The following is an 18,560-nucleotide window of genomic DNA, read 5'->3' on the forward strand; positions in this document are numbered from 1 at the left end:
GGAGAGTAGGACGCCGCCGAACAATCATTGTGGGAAAGCCCCGCACCTCTGGTGCGGGGCTTTCCTGCGTTCAGGGGGCCACTGCACAGGCCGGCACCAGTATGGTCGGAAACGGGCGGCCCGGATTGCCTCGGCCGGTGGTTATGAGCATCCCCTGATGCAGGGTATGCTTTATCCCGTTGCCGCAGGGCAACAGGCCCCTATAGCTCAGTCGGTAGAGCGTCTCCATGGTAAGGAGAAGGTCAACGGTTCGATTCCGTTTGGGGGCTCCGGACAAAGAAAGGCCCCCGCCGAAAGGCGGGGGCCTTCTTCGTGTGCCCATTCGCTGACGCGGTCAGCGCCCTCAGCTGCCGTCAGGTGTTGTGGGGCTCCGGGACTCGCATCGCAAGGATGGCCATGTCGTCCGACGCCGGTTCCGCCGCGAAGCGCTCCACGGCCCTCAGCACCCGGGCCGCCACCGCACCGGCGGTGAGCCCCGTGCAGGTCGTCAGAACGTCGCTCAGGCCGTCGTCACCCAGCATGCGTGTGCCCTCGCGGCGTTCGGTGACGCCGTCGGTCACACACAGCAGGACGTCGCCCGGATCGAGCGTCACCATCTGCTCGTACAGCTCCAGGTCCTCCATCACGCCGAGCAGCGGCTGCGGTTCGGCCGCCGGCTCCACGGTGCCGTCCTGGCGCAGCCGTAGCGGCAGCGGGTGGCCGGCGCACACGACCTTGAGGATCGCGCTGCCGTCCTCCTGCGGCCACAATTCGCCGTAGAGGAGCGTCAGGAACCGGCTACGGGCGCCCTCGTCGAGAATGGCCGCATTCAGCCGCTCCAGGACCGCGGGGCCTCCGAAGCCCTCCCGGGCCAGCAGACGCAGAGCGTGGCGGGCCAGGCCCGTGACGGCCGCGGCCTCGGGGCCCGTGCCGCAGACGTCGCCGATGGCGAAGCCGTACGCGCCGTCCCGGATGGGGAACAGGTCGTAGAAGTCGCCGCCGACCTCGTTGCCCTCACCCGCGGCGCGGTAGATGACCTCCACCTCGACGCCCTCGATCAGTGGCAGCTCCGGCGGCAGCAGGCTGCGCTGCAGGGACTGGCTGATCGCCACGCGCTCCGAATAGAGCCGGGAGTTGTCGAGCGCCAGGGCCGCCCGGCGGGAAAGGTCTTCTGCCAGTTCCAGGATCTCCTGGCGGAAGTGGTCGTCGGAGGGCTTGCCGAGGGTCAGCATGCCGATCACGCGGTTACGGGCCACGAGCGGCAGGACGACGGTCTCGCCTCCGACCGCGGCCGCCGTGGCGAGGGTGGTGCCGATTCCCGAGGAGACGGGCGGGGTGGAGCCGAGGCCCAGTTCACGCTTGGAGGCGAGCAGTGCGGCGCGCTGGGCGGCCTCCGCGGGTGCGTTCCATACGCGGGCGCCGGGAGTCGGGACGGGGTCCGGGGGGTCGATCTTCGACAGGAGTGCCTTGAGGCCGTCGATGCGTTCCTCGTCCTCGTGCAGCACATAGCTGAGGTACGGCTCGGACGACTGGTCGGCGATCGTATAGACCGCGCACCAGGTGGCGAGCGTCGGGACCGTCATCTGCGCCATCAGGGCGAGCGTCTGGTCCCGGTCGAGGGTGCCGGCCAGCAGGTCGGAGGCCTCGACGAGGAAGGAAAGGGAGCCGCGGCGTAGCCGTTCCAGTTCGCCGAGGCGGGCCGATTCGACGGCCAGGGCGATCCGGTCGGCGGCGAACTGGAGCCGCAGGGCCTCCTCGTTGGAGTAGCGGCCCGCGGATTCGGCGGCCACGCCGAGGGAACCGGTGAGCCGGCCCTCGACCTTCAGCGGCACGGTGACCACCGAGCGCATGCCGGTGGAGTTGAGGAGCGGGACGGCGCCGGGGACAGCCGTGAGGTCCTCGTGGACCGCCGGCATGCGGGCGGAGCCGTAACGCCCCGCGCCCGCTTCCACCGGGACGCGTGCGAAGCGCTGACGGGCGGAGGGAAGGCCTGTCGTGGCCCGTACCTCGAGCTCCGTCTCGTCGTCGGTGGCGAGGAGCAGGAACGCGGCGTCGCCGTCGAGCATGTCCCTGGCCCGTTCGACGGTGCGCTGGAGCAGGCCGTCGAGATCGTCGGGGGCGGGGGAGCCGATGAAGACCTCGAACGGGTCCGTGCTGCGGTGCTCCGCGCCGCTGTCCGGCGTCCGCTGAGGGGTCTGCAGCACGGCACGCTCGTCGTCGCGCACCAGGAGGCAGACCGTGGAGGGTTCGCCGTCCGCGTCTCGTACCCGCAGGTGGGAGGCGTAAACCGGGAGGACACGGCCGTCCAGGCCGCGAATTCCGTAGCTGCCCTCCCAGCGGGACATCCGAAGGGCTTCGGCGATGCCGGTTCCGATGCCCGGTGTCTGCGGCCAGGCCGCCAGGTCGGTGAGCGGCTTGCCGACGACCTGGTCCGCCGCATAACCGAAGAGACGCTCCGCGTCCTCGTTCCAGGCGGAGATCGTGCCGCTTCGGTCGATCTGGGCGACGGCGACCCGTACCCGTTCCTCGGCCACCGGAAGCATCGCGGTGGGCAGCACCGGGCCGGCCGACCTGGTGCCCACGGGCCGCTGGGGCAGATCCAGTTGGAACCACACCGTCTTGTGGGTGGGGGTGTACTCGACGCCCCACCGGGAGGCGAGCGCCGCGCACAGCAGCAGCCCGCGACCGTTCTCGCTGTCGAGGTTCGCGATGGCGCGGCCGGCGCCCTGTATCGGGACCTCCCGCTCGGGATAGCGGTCCGCGACCTCGACGCGGACGCCGTCCTCGGAGCGCAGGCACAGCACGTCCGCGGAAGTTCCCGCATGGACGACGGCGTTGGTGACGAGCTCGCTGGTGAGCACCACCGCGTCGTCCACCACGTCGGAATATCCCCACCCCTGGAGGGTGTCGCGGACGAAGGCACGGGCGGTCGCGACGGACCGCCCGACAGGGTCGAAGCTGGCGGCCGCCCGCGCGGTGATCACAGAACTCCTCGTACGCGTCTCGACGCCCGGCTCTGCCATGATCGGCCTACCCCTCCCGGTGCCCGGTGGTGGAACGAGCACCACACCGCCCCCGCCGGGCGGACCGGGGCGGTTGGACAGCCGGATGCCAGGTTACTTACCTTCGCTGTCCGAGCGGATGCCGGTTGCCGCTGTTTCCGCCCTGCGGGGGTGGGGACGCTATGCGAAGCTGCCGAACTGTTATCGCCTGGTTCCGGCATGGTGAAACACTGGGCAGGCTTCCTGAGACGGCCCAGGCAGTAACGGTCAACCCCTGCGGGAGGGACACGGTGGAGTCTGGCGTGACGGCGCGGGCGAAGGACACGCGCGCGAAAGGCGGACGGTCCCGGAGCAATGGGACAACCGAAGTCGATACGGCGGCCCTGAACAGGCTGCTGGCGGCGCTGGTGACGATGCGCGACGGGAATTTCCGGCGCCGTCTGACGGTGTCCGGCGACGGTGTGATGGCCGAGATCGCGGCTGTCTTCAACGAGGTCGCCGACCGGAATCTCCACCTCACGGGTGAGATCGCGAGAGTCCGCAGGATGGTCGGCCGTGAGGGAAAGCTCACGGAGCGGCTGGAGACGGGCGCCTGCGAGGGGTCCTGGGCGGCGGCCGTCGACGCGGCGAACGAGCTGGTGGACGACCTGGCACGGCCCGTGTCCGAGGTCGGACGGGTGCTCTCCGCGGTCGCTGACGGTGATCTCGAGCAGCGTATGGAGCTGCGCTCGCCCGCCGCGGACGGTCAGGACGGGGCAGCGGCGGTGCGCCCGCTGCGCGGCGAGTTCCTGAAGGTCGCACGCACGGTCAACAGCCTGGTCGACCAGCTGTCGGCGTTTACCGACGAAGTGACGCGGGTCGCGCTAGAGGTGGGCACGGAGGGCAAGCTCGGCGGCCAGGCTCAGGTGCGCGGTATGTCCGGTTCGTGGAAGGACCTCACGGATTCGGTCAACACCATGGCGTACCGGCTGACCGCGCAGGTGCGTGACATCGCTCTCGTCACGACGGCCGTCGCGAAGGGCGATCTGTCCCGCAAGGTCACGGTTCATGTGGCCGGCGAGATGCTTCAGCTGAAGGACACCGTCAACACGATGGTCGACCAGCTGTCGTCCTTCTCCTCCGAGGTGACCCGGGTGGCCCGGGAAGTGGGCACCGAAGGCGAGCTGGGCGGTCAGGCGACCGTTCCCGGTGTGGCCGGCGTGTGGAAGGACCTCACCGATTCGGTGAACACGATGGCCGGAAACCTCACCTCGCAGGTGCGCGGCATCGCGGAGGTGACGACGGCCGTCGCCAACGGTGACCTGTCGCAGAAGGTCACGGTCAACGCACGGGGCGAGGTGGCCCAGCTCGCGGAGACCATCAACCAGATGACCGAGACGCTGCGGACGTTCGCGGACGAGGTCACGCGCGTCGCCAGCGAGGTCGGCGCGGAAGGCCTGCTCGGTGGTCAGGCGCAGGTGCCGGGTGCGGCGGGTACGTGGAAGGACCTCACCGATTCGGTGAACACCGTCTTCCGGAACCTGACCACACAGGTGCGTGACATCGCGCAGGTGACGACGGCCGTGGCCAACGGTGACCTGTCGCAGAAGGTCACCGTGGATGTCGCGGGCGAGATGCTGGAGCTGAAGAACACCGTCAACACGATGGTGGACCAGCTGCAGTCCTTCGGTTCCGAGGTGACGCGGGTCGCCCGCGAGGTCGGTGTCGAGGGCCGCCTCGGCGGCCAGGCCGAGGTGCCGGGTGCGGCGGGTACGTGGAAGGACCTCACCGATTCGGTGAACACCGCGTTCCGGAACCTCACCGGTCAGGTGCGTGACATCGCGCAGGTGACGACCGCGGTGGCCAACGGTGACCTGTCGCAGAAGGTCACCGTGGATGTCGCGGGCGAGATGCTGGAGCTGAAGAACACCGTCAACACGATGGTCGCGCAGCTGTCCTCCTTCGCCGACCAGGTCACGCGCATGGCCAGGGACGTGGGTACGGAGGGCCGCCTCGGCGGCCAGGCCCGGGTGGACGGCGTCAGCGGGACCTGGAAGGAGCTGACGGACTCCGTCAACTTCATGGCCGGCAATCTGACGTCGCAGGTGCGCCAGATTGCTCAGGTGACGACGGCGGTGGCCCGCGGTGACCTGTCTCAGAAGATCGACGTGGACGCGCGGGGCGAGATCCTCGAGCTGAAGAACACCATCAACACCATGGTCGACCAGCTTTCCGCCTTCGCGGAGCAGGTCACCAGGGTCGCCCGCGAGGTGGGCACGGACGGCCGCCTCGGCGGTCAGGCCCAGGTGCCGGGCGTGGCAGGCGTGTGGCGCGACCTGACCGACTCCGTGAACGGCATGGCCGGAAACCTCACGGCGCAGGTCCGCAACATCGCGCAGGTCGCCACGGCGGTGGCGCGCGGTGACCTGTCGCAGAAGATCGACGTCGATGCGCGGGGCGAGATCCTCGAGCTGAAGAACACCCTCAACACGATGGTCGACCAGCTGTCGAACTTCGCGGAGCAGGTCACCAGGGTCGCCCGCGAGGTGGGCACCGAGGGCATCCTCGGCGGTCAGGCGGAGGTACAGGGTGTCTCCGGCACCTGGAAGGACCTCACCCAGTCCGTCAACTTCATGGCCAACAACCTCACCAGTCAGGTGCGCAACATCGCGGAGGTGACGACGGCGGTCGCCAAGGGCGACCTGTCGAAGAAGATCACCGTCGACGCGAAGGGCGAGATCCTCGAGCTGGTGACCACCGTCAACACCATGGTCGACCAGCTGTCCGACTTCGCGGACGAGGTGACCAGGGTCGCCCGCGAGGTGGGTACGGAGGGAGTGCTGGGCGGCCAGGCGCGGGTCCGCGGTGTGACCGGCATCTGGAAGGACCTCAGCGACAACGTCAACCTGATGGCCAACAACCTCACCAGCCAGGTGCGCAACATCTCCCGTGTCTCCGCGGCGGTCGCCAACGGCGACCTGACGAAGAAGGTCACGGTGGAGGCGCGTGGCGAGGTCGCGGAGCTCGCCGACACCGTGAACACGATGGTGCGCACGCTGTCGTCGTTCGCCGACGAGGTGACCCGGGTGGCCCGTGAGGTGGGCACCGATGGCCGCCTCGGCGGTCAGGCGCGGGTGCCCGGGGTCTCCGGCACCTGGAAGGACCTGACCGAGTCGGTGAACTCGATGGCGTCCAACCTGACCGGTCAGGTGCGCCAGATCGCGACCGTCACCACCGCCATCGCCAAGGGCGACCTGACGCGCAAGATCGACATCGATGCACGGGGTGAGATCCTCGAGCTGAAGACCACCATCAACACCATGGTCGACCAGCTGTCCTCGTTCGCGGAGGAGGTCACCAGGGTCGCCCGCGAGGTGGGCACCGACGGACAGCTGGGCGGTCAGGCCCGGGTCCGTGACGTCGACGGCACCTGGCGCGACCTGACCGAGTCGGTGAACGAGATGGCCGGGAACCTGACCCGTCAGGTGCGTGCCATCGCGGCCGTCGCGACCGCGGTCACCCGCGGCGATCTGAACCTCAAGATCGATGTGGACGCCGCCGGCGAGATCCAGGTGCTGCAGGACAACATCAACACGATGATCGCCAACCTGCGCGACACCACCCTCGCCAACGAGGAGCAGGACTGGCTCAAGGGCAACCTGGCCCGTATCTCCGGTCTGATGCAGGGCCGGCGCGACCTCGACGACGTCGCGTCGCTGATCATGAGCGAGCTCACCCCGGTCGTCTCGGCGCAGCACGGCGCCTTCTTCCTGGCCGTGCCCGCGGGCAACGGCCAGGAGACCGGGGGCGGGGAGTCGTACGAGCTGTGCATGCGCGGCAGTTACGGATACTCGGCCGGTCTGATGCCGACGTCGTTCCGGCCGGGGGAGACCCTCATCGGGACAGCGGCGGAGGAGAAGCGGACCATCCAGGTCAACGTTCCGCCGGGCTACCTGCGGATCTCCTCGGGGCTGGGTGAGGCGTCGCCCGCCTATGTGATCGTGCTGCCGGTGCTGTTCGAGGGGAAGGTCCTCGGAGTCATCGAGCTGGCGTCGTTCCAGCCGTTCACGCAGATCCAGCGGGACTTCCTGAACCAGATCGCCGAGATGATCGCGACGAGCGTCAACACGATCAGCGTCAACACGAAGACCGAGGTGCTGCTCAAGCAGTCGCAGGAGCTGACGGAGCAGCTGCGTGAGCGCTCCGCCGAGCTGGAGAACCGGCAGAAGGCGCTCCAGGCGTCCAACGCCGAGCTGGAGGAGAAGGCGGAGCTGCTGGCGCAGCAGAACCGCGACATCGAGGTGAAGAACACCGAGATCGAGGAGGCCCGGCAGGTGCTGGAGGAGCGGGCGGAACAGCTCGCGGTCTCCATGCGCTACAAGTCGGAGTTCCTGGCGAACATGTCGCACGAGCTGCGGACGCCGCTCAACTCCCTGCTGATCCTGGCCAAGCTGCTCGCGGACAACGCGGAGGGCAATCTCTCCCCGAAGCAGGTGGAGTTCGCGGAGACGATCCACGGTGCCGGGTCCGATCTGCTGCAGCTGATCAACGACATCCTCGACCTGTCCAAGGTCGAGGCGGGCAAGATGGACGTGAGCCCGACCCGTATCGCGCTGGTGCAGCTGGTGGACTACGTCGAGGCGACGTTCCGGCCGCTGACGGCGGAGAAGGGACTCGACTTCTCCGTCCGTGTCTCGCCGGAGCTGCCGGCGACGTTGCACACCGACGAACAGCGGTTGCTGCAGGTGCTGCGCAACCTGCTGTCGAACGCGGTGAAGTTCACCGACAGCGGTGCCGTCGAGCTGGTGATCAGGCCGGCCGGTGCGGATGTGCCGCAGTCGATCCGCGAGCAGTTGCTGGAGGCGGGATCGCTGCGCGACCCGGACGGGGACCTGATCGCCTTCTCCGTGACCGACACGGGCATCGGGATCGCGGCCGGCAAGATGCGGGTGATCTTCGAGGCCTTCAAGCAGGCCGACGGGACGACCAGCCGTAAGTACGGCGGTACGGGCCTCGGGCTGTCGATCAGCCGGGAGATCGCGCGGCTGCTCGGCGGCGAGATCCACGCGGCGAGCGAGCCGGGGCGCGGTTCGACGTTCACGCTCTACCTGCCGCTCCACCCGAGCGAACTGCCGCCGCAGGGCTACCCGCAGCTCGGACCGGGCGGTGTCGGAAGCCGTCCGGGCGAGGAGGGCGTCGCGGAGGACGGCGGGGCGCAGGTGCGGCCGCAGCCGACCCAGGCGGCTCCCACCGGCCCCGCGGCCCTGCTGCGGCGGCGACGCAAGGCCCAGGCGGCCCTGGAGCCGTCGCGGAGCGCGGGGCAGCCGGGGGAGACGCCCGGACAGGAGCCGTGGGCGACCGGCGAGCAGGAGGGCCCGGAGCAGCGGCGGGTGTTCACCTTCGACGGCGAGAAGGTCCTGATCGTCGACGACGACATCCGCAATGTCTTCGCGCTCACCAGCGTTCTGGAGCAGCACGGGCTGTCGGTGCTGTACGCGGAGAACGGCCGGGAGGGCATCGAAGTCCTTGAGCAGCACGACGATGTGACTGTCGTACTGATGGACATCATGATGCCGGAGATGGACGGGTACGCGACGACCACGGCGATCCGGCGGATGCCCCAGTTCGCCGGTCTGCCGATCATCGCGCTCACGGCGAAGGCCATGAAGGGCGACCGGGAGAAGGCCATCGAGTCGGGAGCGTCCGACTACGTGACCAAGCCGGTGGATCCCGATCACCTTCTGTCGGTGATGGAGCAGTGGATGCGCGAGAAGTGACAGCAGGTCGTGTGATTGTGTGCGAGTCCCTGATCGACTTTGGCCGGAGGCGTGTGAGAGGGGAGTATCCGGGGAACTATCCGGTCTCCCCCCACGTTTGCGGTACGTGCACAGTGACATCACGGTGACAGGGTGTGGCGACGGGCGGGGTGCGGCTACGATGACCGGCACAAGGACGGGCGGCGCAAGGGAGTCGTCCCCTGGGGCGGCGCCCGGTGCGTCCCCCGGCTCATCGAGCTGGGGAGACCCCATGCCGGGGCGAGGAGGACGGGGCATGGTGCAGAAGGCCAAGATCCTCCTGGTCGATGACAGGCCGGAGAATCTGCTCGCGTTGGAGGCCATTCTCTCAGCGCTCGATCAGACGCTGGTGCGGGCATCGTCAGGGGAGGAAGCGCTCAAGGCGCTACTGACGGACGACTTCGCGGTCATTCTGCTGGATGTCCAGATGCCTGGAATGGACGGATTCGAGACCGCCGCGCACATCAAGCGCCGGGAGCGGACGCGTGACATTCCGATCATCTTCCTGACCGCGATCAACCACGGCCCCCATCACACCTTCCGCGGCTACGCCGCGGGCGCCGTGGACTACATCTCCAAGCCGTTCGACCCCTGGGTGCTGCGCGCGAAGGTCTCCGTCTTCGTCGAGCTCTACATGAAGAACTGCCAACTGCGGGAGCAGGCGGCGCTGCTGCGGCTCCAGCTCGAGGGCGGCAACCAGGCGGAGACGGGAGCCGGCCGGGAATCCGCGGGTCTCCTCGCCGAACTGTCCGCGCGGCTCGCCGCCGTCGAAGAGCAGGCGGAGGCGCTCTCCAAACAGCTCGACGACGACTCGGCGGACGCGGCGGCCGTGGCCACGGCCGCCCACCTCGAGCGCAAACTCACCGGACTGCGCAGGGCTCTTGACGCCTTGGAGCCCGGCACGGGCGGCGGCTCACCGAACGTTCCCTCGCAGAGCTGACGCCGGTCGGGCGCCGGGTGTCACCCACCCGACGGCGCCTGACCGGCGCTTGATGCCACGTCAGTTCCACGCATCATCAGCAACGACACGAACGGGTGAAGCAGTGGGCACACGTGTCCGCTGCGGTCGACACCGGTAACCTCACCACCATGGCCTCACGTACGTCCGGCAAGGGTTCCCAGGGCACGGCGGGCACCGCGAAGCCGCGCGCCGGCCGTACGACCGGCGCCGCGAAGAAGGCAGCGCCCGCCAAGAAGAGCGCTGCCAAGAAGGCTGTGCCCCCGAAAAAGGCGCCCGCGAAGAAGGCGGCGGCCAAGAAGGCGGCCGCGCCGAAGCCCGCCCCGTCTCCCACCGGCGGTGTGTACCGCCTGGTGCGCGCCGTCTGGCTGGGGATCGCGCACGCCGTCGGAGCGATGTTCCGCGGCATAGGGCGTGGAGCCAAGGGCCTCGACCCGGCGCACCGCAAGGACGGGCTGGCACTGCTGCTGCTCGGCCTGGCCCTGATCGTCGCGGCGGGTACCTGGTCGAATCTGCGCGGCCCCGTCGGCGATCTCGTCGAAATGCTCGTCACCGGCGCCTTCGGCAGGCTCGATCTGCTCGCGCCGATACTGCTGGGCGCGATCGCCGTGCGGCTGATCCTCTTCCCGGAACGGCCGGAGGCCAACGGCCGTATCGTCATCGGCCTTTCCGCGCTGGTCCTCGGTGTACTCGGCCAGGTCCACATGGCGTGCGGCTCGCCCGGCCGGGGCGAGGGGACCGAGGCCATCCAGGACGCGGGCGGCCTGATCGGCTGGGCCGTGTCCAAACCGCTGATCTTCGCCATGGGCGAGGTGCTCGCGGTGCCGCTGCTCGTACTGCTCACCGTCTTCGGGCTGCTCGTGGTCACCGCCACGCCCGTCAACGCCATCCCGCAGCGACTGCGGCTGCTCGGCTCCAAGCTCGGCATCATCGAGCCGCTGCCCGGCCCCGACGCCGACACGGACGACGAGCGGTACGACGAGCAGTGGCGCGAGGCTCTGCCCGCCCGCCCGGGCCGCTCGGCCGGCCGCGGCGCCGCCGCGGAAACCGGCCCGGACGCGGCGGAGGAGGAGGCCCTCTCCCGGCGCCGCCGGCCGCGGAGGCCGTCGGCCCAGCCGGCTCTGGGCAGGGAGATGGACGCGGTGGACGTGGCCGCGGCCGCGGCCGCCGCGCTCGACGGAGCCGTACTGAACGGCATGCCGCCCTCGCCGCTCGTCGCCGACCTCACCCGGGACGTCACCGCAGAGCGGCAGCGTGCCGCATCACCGGTCCCCACCGCACGCGAACCCGAGACACCCGGCCGCGGGCAGAAGGCCCCCGGGGCGAAGGGAGCCGTGCCAGACCTGACGAAGCCGGCGCCCGACGAGTCCCAGCCCCTGCCGCCGCGGGCCGAGCAGCTTCAGCTGTCGGGCGACATCACCTACTCGCTGCCGTCGCTGGACCTGCTCGAGCGAGGTGGCCCTGGCAAGACCCGTAGCGCCGCGAACGACGCGGTGGTGGCTTCGCTGACCAACGTGTTCATGGAGTTCAAGGTCGACGCGGCTGTCACCGGCTTCACCCGGGGTCCGACGGTCACGCGGTACGAGGTGGAGCTCGGTCCCGCCGTGAAGGTCGAGCGGATCACGGCCCTGACCAAGAACATCGCGTACGCGGTCGCCAGCCCTGACGTGCGGATCATCTCGCCGATCCCCGGCAAGTCCGCCGTCGGCATCGAGATCCCGAACACCGACCGCGAGATGGTCAACCTCGGCGACGTGCTGCGCCTCGCGGACGCCGCGGAGGACGACCACCCGATGCTCGTCGCGCTCGGCAAGGACGTCGAGGGCGGCTATGTGATGGCCAACCTGGCGAAGATGCCGCACGTCCTGGTCGCGGGCGCCACGGGCTCCGGCAAGTCCTCGTGCATCAATTGCCTGATCACTTCCGTGATGATAAGAGCGACGCCGGAGGACGTGCGGATGGTGCTGGTCGACCCCAAGCGGGTCGAGCTCACCGCCTACGAGGGCATTCCGCACCTGATCACGCCGATCATCACGAACCCGAAGCGGGCCGCGGAGGCCCTGCAGTGGGTCGTGCGTGAGATGGACCTTCGCTACGACGACCTCGCCGCCTACGGCTTCCGCCACATCGACGACTTCAACCAGGCCGTGCGCAACGGCAAGGTCAAGCCGCCGGAGGGCAGCGAGCGCGAGCTCCAGCCGTATCCCTACCTGCTCGTCATCGTGGACGAGCTGGCCGACCTCATGATGGTCGCGCCGCGGGACGTCGAGGACGCGATCGTCCGCATCACGCAGCTGGCGCGCGCGGCGGGCATCCATCTGGTATTGGCCACCCAGCGGCCGTCGGTCGACGTCGTCACCGGCCTGATCAAGGCGAACGTGCCCTCCCGGCTCGCCTTCGCCACCTCCTCCCTCGCCGACAGCCGGGTCATCCTCGACCAGCCGGGCGCGGAGAAGCTGATCGGCAAGGGCGACGGCCTCTTCCTGCCCATGGGCGCCAACAAGCCCACCCGTATGCAGGGCGCCTTCGTGACGGAGGAGGAGGTCGCCGCGGTCGTCCGCCACTGCAAGGACCAGATGGCCCCGGTCTTCCGGGACGACGTCGTCGTCGGCACGAAGCAGAAGAAGGAGATCGACGAGGACATCGGCGACGATCTCGATCTGCTCTGCCAGGCCGCCGAGCTCGTCGTTTCCACGCAGTTCGGCTCCACGTCGATGCTGCAGCGCAAGCTGCGCGTGGGTTTCGCGAAGGCGGGACGGCTGATGGACCTCATGGAGTCGCGGAACATCGTCGGCCCCAGCGAAGGCTCGAAGGCCCGCGACGTTCTCGTGAAACCGGACGAACTGGATGGAGTGCTCGCCGTGATCCGGGGAGAGACTCACTCGTAAGGGTTTTGCGGGCAACCGTTTCCCTTGGTCGTACGTCAAGTTGGAGGGAGGGATGTACAGATGTCCCGACCCCGGGACCGCCCGGCCATTCCGATGGCGTACAAAGCTCCACCGCCCGGTTGCCCCACCCTTTCGTACCACCCATAGACTGAACCTCCAGCAGGTGGTTACACGCTCGAAAGGCGCCCCCGTGTCCATCGGCAACTCCCCCGAAGACGACCGGCCTTCAGTCGAAGACGACCGGCCTTCGATCGGCCACGTGCTCCAGCAGGCGCGTGTCGGCGCAGGCCTCACCGTTGACGAGGTCAGTACCTCCACCCGGGTGCGCATCCCCATCGTGCACGCGATCGAGGAGGACGACTTCTCCCGTTGCGGCGGCGACGTGTACGCCCGCGGGCACATCCGTATGCTCGCCCGCGCCGTCGGGCTCGATCCCGAACCGCTCGTCGAGCAGTTCGACGACGAGCACGGCGGCCGGCCGGCCCCGACGCCTGCCGCCCCGCTGTTCGAAGCCGAGCGCATCCGTCCCGAGCGTCGCCGCCCCAACTGGACCGCGGCGATGGTCGCGGCGATCGTCGTCGTGGTCGGCTTCTCCGGCTTCACGCTCTTCAGCGACGGGGAGACCAGCGGCGGCAATGTCGCGGAAGGCCCCGCGTCCGGCACGAAGCCCACTCCCACCGACGCCCGGACGACCAAGCCCGCCGATCCCAAGCCCGAGCCTTCGGACAGTGCCATCGCGGCCCTGCCGAAGGACAAGGTCACGGTGAAGCTGTCCGCCACCGGCGACAAGAGCTGGATCTCCGCCAAATCGCACAACGGCAAGCTGCTCTTCGACGGGCTGCTGCTCAAGGGCGAGACCAAGACCTTCCAGGACGACGAGCGCGTCGACCTGATCCTCGGCAACGCCGGGGCGATCGAGCTGTTCGTGAACGGCAAGAAGGTCAAGGACGAATTCAAGATGGGCGGCGTCGAACGGCTCTCCTACACCAAGGGTGACCCCGAGGTCGGCTGAGCCCCTTTGTCCCGGCACGGGCCCCGACCCTCGCGGCCGGGGCCCGCGCCGGGACAAAGTAGTCTTGAGCCCATGCCCGAACGCCGTACCGTCGCCCTTGTCACTCTCGGATGCGCCCGTAACGAGGTGGACTCGGAGGAGCTTGCAGGCCGCTTGGCAGCGGACGGCTGGGAGCTCGTCGAGGACGCCTCCGACGCCGACGTCGCCGTCGTCAACACCTGCGGATTCGTCGAAGCCGCCAAGAAGGACTCCGTCGACGCCCTGCTGGAAGCCAACGATCTCAAGGATCACGGCAGAACCCAGGCCGTCGTCGCCGTCGGCTGCATGGCGGAGCGGTACGGCAAGGATCTCGCGGAGGCCCTCCCGGAGGCCGACGGCGTGCTCGGATTCGACGACTACGCCGACATCTCCGACCGCCTGCAGACCATCCTCAGCGGCGGCGTCCACGCCTCCCACACCCCCCGCGACCGGCGCAAGCTCCTGCCGCTGAGCCCCGTCGAACGGCAGCAGGCGACCGACGTGGCACTGCCCGGCCACGGCGAGGTGGCCCCGGCGCCCGAGGACCTGCCGGAAGGCGTCGCCCCGGAGTCCGGACCGCGCGCGCCGCTGCGGCGGCGGCTCGGAACGAGCCCCGTCGCCTCCGTGAAGCTGGCCTCCGGCTGCGACCGGCGCTGCTCCTTCTGCGCCATCCCGTCCTTCCGCGGCTCCTTCATCTCGCGCCGTCCGAGCGATGTCCTCGGCGAGACGCGCTGGCTGGCGGAGCAGGGCGTCAAGGAGATCATGCTGGTCTCCGAGAACAACACCTCCTACGGCAAGGACCTCGGCGACATCCGTCTGCTCGAGACGCTGCTGCCCGAGCTGGCGGCCGTCGACGGCATCGAGCGGGTCCGCGTCAGCTATCTGCAGCCGGCCGAGATGCGTCCCGCGCTGATCGACGTCCTCACCTCGACCCCGAAGGTCGCCCCGTACTTCGACCTGTCCTTCCAGCACTCCGCGCCGGGCGTGCTGCGGGCGATGCGCCGCTTCGGTGACACGGAGCGGTTCCTCGAGCTGCTGGAGACCATCCGCGGCAAGGCTCCGCAGGCCGGCGTGCGCTCGAACTTCATCGTCGGTTTCCCGGGCGAGACCGAGGCGGACTTCGCGGAGCTGGAACGCTTCATCTCGGCCGCGCGCCTGGATGCCGTCGGTGTCTTCGGATACAGCGACGAAGAGGGCACAGAGGCCGTCGGCTACGACGGCAAGCTGGACGCCGACGTCATCGCGGAGCGGCTCGAGCACATGTCGCGCATCGCCGACGAGCTCACCGCCCAACGGGCGGAGGAGCGCCTGGGTGAGACCCTTGAGGTACTCGTGGAGTCCGTCGACGACGAGGACGGCGCGGTGGGGCGTGCCGCTCACCAGGCGCCGGAGACCGACGGACAGGTCGTCTTCACGTCGGGCGAGGGCCTCGAGCCCGGTCGTATGGTCGTGGCGAAGGTCGTGGGCACCGACGGTGTCGACCTGGTGGCCGAGTACTGCGAGGTCCTGGGGGCCGGCTCCCGGACCCCTGACGAGGAGGCGGGCAGATGACCGGAGTGCCGGCATCCGCGGCGGGCGGGACCGGAAGGCCGGCGCCCGGCGGCAAGCTGGGCGCTGCGGCCGTCAATCAGGCCAGCCTGTGGAACATCGCCAATATTCTGACCATGGTGCGGCTCGTCCTCGTGCCGGCCTTCGTCGTGCTGCTGCTGCAGGACGGCGGCTACGACCCGGCCTGGCGGGCCTGGGCATGGGCGGCGTTCGCCGTCGCCATGATCACCGACATCTTCGACGGGCACCTCGCCCGCACGTACAACCTGGTCACCGACTTCGGGAAGATCGCGGACCCGATCGCCGACAAGGCGATCATGGCGGCGGGACTGATCAGTCTCTCCGCGCTGGGCGACCTTCCGTGGTGGGTGACCGGAGTCATCCTCTTCCGTGAGCTCGGGATCACGCTGATGCGGTTCTGGGTGATCAGGCACGCGGTGATCCCGGCCAGCCGCGGCGGCAAGATGAAGACGCTCGCGCAGGGCACCGCTGTGGGCATGTACGTCCTGGCGTTGACGGGACCGCTGGCGACGCTGCGGTTCTGGGTGATGGCTCTCGCCGTGGTGCTGACGGTCGTCACCGGCCTCGACTACGTGCGGCAGGCGATCGTGCTGAGGCGCAAGGGGCTCGCTGCCGAGCGGGCCGGGGCGGGCTCCTCGAAGTGAGCGAGGCCGCCGCAGTCCTGGCGCTGCTTGCGGAGCGTGGTCAGACCTTGGCCGCCGCGGAGTCCCTCACGGGCGGTCTCGTGGCCGCGGAGCTCACTTCCGTGCCCGGGGCCTCGAAGGTCTTCCGCGGTTCTGTCACGGCGTACGCCACCACTCTCAAGAGGGATGTTCTGGGCGTCGACGGTGTCCTTCTGGCGGAGTGCGGACCGGTCGATCCGCTGGTCGCGTCGCAGATGGCGGCCGGTGTCCGGGACGTCATGGGAGCCGATTGGGGTCTGGCGACCACCGGGGTGGCGGGCCCCGATCCACAGGACGGGCGGTCCGTCGGGACGGTATATGTGGCTGTCACGGGACCGGCGGGAGCCGGGAAAGTTGCCGCATTGCGGTTGAACGGCGACCGCGGGGAAATCCGTAGAGAGAGTGTACGGAGCGTGCTGGAGCTGCTGCACGAGGAACTGCGCGAGAACGCGCGGGCACAGGATACGGAACAGAACGGGGGGAATTGATGTTTGCAGCCCTGAGTGAACACGACATCGCTCCCCGCACGGCCGCCGCGCAAGGCGGTACGGTGGGGCGTGAAGGATGCGGCTACGCGGTCCGAGGAGGGAGCCACCGATGATTCTGCTCCGTCGCCTGCTTGGTGACGTGCTGCGTCGGCAGCGCCAGCGCCAGGGCCGTACTCTGCGCGAAGTCTCCTCGTCCGCCCGAGTCTCGCTCGGCTATCTCTCCGAGGTGGAGCGGGGGCAGAAGGAGGCATCCTCCGAGCTGCTCTCCGCGATCTGCGACGCGCTTGACGTACGGATGTCCGAGCTCATGCGTGAAGTGAGCGACGAACTGTCGCTGGCCGAACTGGCCCAGTCGGCAGCCGCCGGCGAGGTGCCCGCACCGGTACGTCCCATGCTGGGTTCCGTCTCCGTGACGTCGGTGGCAGGTGTGCCGACGGAGCGTGTGACGATCAAGGCACCCGCGGAAGCGGTCGACGTCGTCGCCGCCTGATCGCAGGTCCTGCACCATCCCGCACGGTATCTCTGTTTGAGCTGGGCCCTGATCGGTACTCGATACCGGTCAGGGCCTTTCGCTTGGGCAGGCGCAGTGCTCGACCGTCTGTCCCGAATGGCTCTTTTCGGTAGTTATGTAATCGTGGACGGTAGTCGGCGAACCGAGTGGAGGACGTGGATGTCTGTCGTGAAGAGCACTCTGTCCGATGCGGACCTCAAGACGGTCGGCGATGCGCTGAAGGGTGCGCTGGTGGATCTGGTGGACCTCGGCCTGGTGGCCAAGCAGGTGCACTGGAACGTGGTCGGCCCCCGCTTCAGGTCCGTGCACCTGCAGCTCGACGAGGTCGTCGACACCGCACGGCAGCACTCCGACATGGTCGCGGAGCGGGCGTCGGCGATGGGCGTGGCGCCTGACGGCCGGGCGGCGACAGTGGCCGCGCAGAGCGCGATCGGCTCCGTTCCCGAGGGCTGGATCAAGGACGTCGATGTCGTGCGGACCATGATCGATTCGCTGGGGGCCGTCATCGGGCGCATGCGTGAGCGCATCGAGGCGACCGCCGAGCCGGACCCGGTGAGTCAGGACATCTTGATCCAGCTCACCGCGGACCTCGAGAAGCACGCGTGGATGTTCCAAGCGGAGAACGCGTGACGTCGAGCGCACGATCGCTGCACGCGCGCGCCGGGTCGCCCAACCGTGCGCCCTCCCCGCGGCCCGGTGCGTCGCATTAGCGTGGGCCGGAGGAGGCAGCCATGGCAGTACGCGGGGCGGCCCTCGTGCCCGTTGTCGCGCTCGGACTCGTCGTCGGCGGCTTGTGGTGGTGGGCCGTGCTTCGGCTCGCCCTGGTCCCGGAGCACTCCGGCGTCGTCGAAGGGGCGGTGGCCGCGAGTGGTTGGGGCCTCAGTCTGCTCCCGGTCCATGCGACGGCGGCCCGCCGGACTACCAGGGCATCACGACGCCCCCGTTCGGACGGCATATCTGACCCGTCGTGAACGACGAGGCGTCGCAAGCGAGATGAAGAACCGTGTGGGCGATGTCCGCGGGTTCGCCCACGCGGCCGAGGGGTGACAACCGTGCCATCGCCGTCTCTGTCCTGTGCTGCAGGTCGGCTTCGTGACGGTCCGTCATCGGTGTGCGGACCCAGCCCGGGGCGACCGCGTTCACGCGGATCCCGTGCGGGCCGAGTTCGGTCGCCAGCGTCCTGGTGAGCTGGACGACGGCGGCCTTGGACGCGCTGTAGCAGAGCAGGCCGGCGTTGGCCGCGTCCACCGCGCCGGAGGCCATCGTGACGATGGAGCCGCCGCCCGCCGGGATCATGGCGCGGGCCGCCGCCCGGCAGGCGTACAGCACCCTTTGAAATTGACGGCCATGACGCGGTCCAGGTCCTCCTCCCGGGTCTCGAGGACCGGACTCGTGTGCATGATCCCGGCGACGGCGGCCATGACGTCAAGGTGGACCGCACTCGCGACCGCCGCCTCGAGGGCTGTGCGGTCGGTGACGTCCAGGGTGTGCGTGTGGGCCTTGCCTCCGGCGGTTTCGATCAGGGAGCGGGTCCCGGCGAGGCCGTGCCCGTCCAGGTCGGCGCAGTGGACGACCGCTCCCGCCTCGGCGAGCAGTACGGCGCAGGCGCGACCGATCCCGCCTGCCGCTCCGGTGACGAATGCGGTGCGGCCGGTGAGGTCGTACGCCGTGAGGGCCATGCGGGGAACGTACGGCCTGA

At 69.3% G+C, this 18,560-nt stretch carries 10 protein-coding genes, 1 tRNA gene and 1 pseudogene; 10 read left to right on the top strand and 2 right to left on the bottom strand.

Features of this window, described 5'->3' with window-relative positions; genetic code table 11:
• The first annotated feature begins 196 nt into the window (after positions 1-196).
• Positions 197-269: transfer RNA gene (locus AB0K36_RS05970), tRNA-Thr, on the top strand.
• An 84-nt stretch (positions 270-353) separates the two neighbouring features.
• Here the strand turns inward: AB0K36_RS05970 and AB0K36_RS05975 are convergent.
• The gene (locus AB0K36_RS05975; RefSeq protein WP_364588903.1) at positions 354-3,002 is read right to left on the bottom strand and encodes a SpoIIE family protein phosphatase; all 2,649 of its coding nucleotides are present in this window, start codon (positions 3,000-3,002) and stop codon (positions 354-356) included.
• 269 nt (positions 3,003-3,271) lie between these two features.
• On the opposite strand from AB0K36_RS05975, the gene AB0K36_RS05980 reads away from it, so the two are divergent.
• The 9 genes from AB0K36_RS05980 (at position 3,272) to AB0K36_RS06020 (ending at position 17,491) form a co-directional block, all read left to right on the top strand.
• A complete protein-coding gene (locus AB0K36_RS05980; RefSeq protein ID WP_364588906.1) occupies positions 3,272-8,737 on the top strand; it encodes a HAMP domain-containing protein in 5,466 nt (1,821 codons plus the stop codon).
• A gap of 274 nt (positions 8,738-9,011) precedes the next feature.
• A complete protein-coding gene (locus tag AB0K36_RS05985) occupies positions 9,012-9,695 on the top strand; it encodes a response regulator (RefSeq protein WP_364588908.1) in 684 nt (227 codons plus the stop codon).
• 149 nt (positions 9,696-9,844) lie between these two features.
• Entirely contained in the window at positions 9,845-12,601 is a 2,757-nt protein-coding gene (locus tag AB0K36_RS05990; protein WP_364588911.1) for a DNA translocase FtsK, read from the top strand.
• Positions 12,602-12,791: 190 nt separating this feature from the next.
• Complete coding sequence (locus AB0K36_RS05995) at positions 12,792-13,613, top strand: helix-turn-helix domain-containing protein (RefSeq protein WP_364588914.1); 822 nt, start codon at positions 12,792-12,794, stop codon at positions 13,611-13,613.
• 72 nt (positions 13,614-13,685) lie between these two features.
• On the top strand, positions 13,686-15,182 hold the full coding sequence (gene rimO / locus AB0K36_RS06000) for a 30S ribosomal protein S12 methylthiotransferase RimO (RefSeq protein WP_364588917.1): 1,497 nt from the start codon (positions 13,686-13,688) through the stop codon (positions 15,180-15,182).
• The gene (gene pgsA / locus AB0K36_RS06005) at positions 15,179-15,844 is read left to right on the top strand and encodes a CDP-diacylglycerol--glycerol-3-phosphate 3-phosphatidyltransferase (protein WP_159686267.1); all 666 of its coding nucleotides are present in this window, start codon (positions 15,179-15,181) and stop codon (positions 15,842-15,844) included. Before rimO ends, pgsA begins: the two co-directional genes overlap by 4 nt.
• Positions 15,841-16,350 (top strand): CinA family protein, encoded by a 510-nt coding sequence (locus AB0K36_RS06010; RefSeq protein WP_364588920.1) that lies wholly within the window; start codon positions 15,841-15,843, stop codon positions 16,348-16,350. The genes pgsA and AB0K36_RS06010 overlap by 4 nt, the downstream gene beginning before the upstream one ends.
• A 109-nt stretch (positions 16,351-16,459) precedes the next feature.
• A complete protein-coding gene (locus tag AB0K36_RS06015) occupies positions 16,460-16,840 on the top strand; it encodes a helix-turn-helix domain-containing protein (protein WP_364588923.1) in 381 nt (126 codons plus the stop codon).
• 180 nt (positions 16,841-17,020) lie between these two features.
• Positions 17,021-17,491, top strand: coding sequence for a Dps family protein (locus tag AB0K36_RS06020; protein WP_364588926.1), 471 nt, complete (start codon positions 17,021-17,023; stop codon positions 17,489-17,491).
• A gap of 288 nt (positions 17,492-17,779) precedes the next feature.
• On the opposite strand, the pseudogene AB0K36_RS06030 reads toward AB0K36_RS06020, so the two are convergent.
• Positions 17,780-18,540: pseudogene (locus tag AB0K36_RS06030) on the bottom strand (SDR family NAD(P)-dependent oxidoreductase).
• Positions 18,541-18,560 lie beyond the last annotated feature (20 nt).

The organism is Streptomyces kurssanovii, assembly GCF_040677245.1.
GTDB lineage: Bacteria > Actinomycetota > Actinomycetes > Streptomycetales > Streptomycetaceae > Streptomyces > Streptomyces kurssanovii.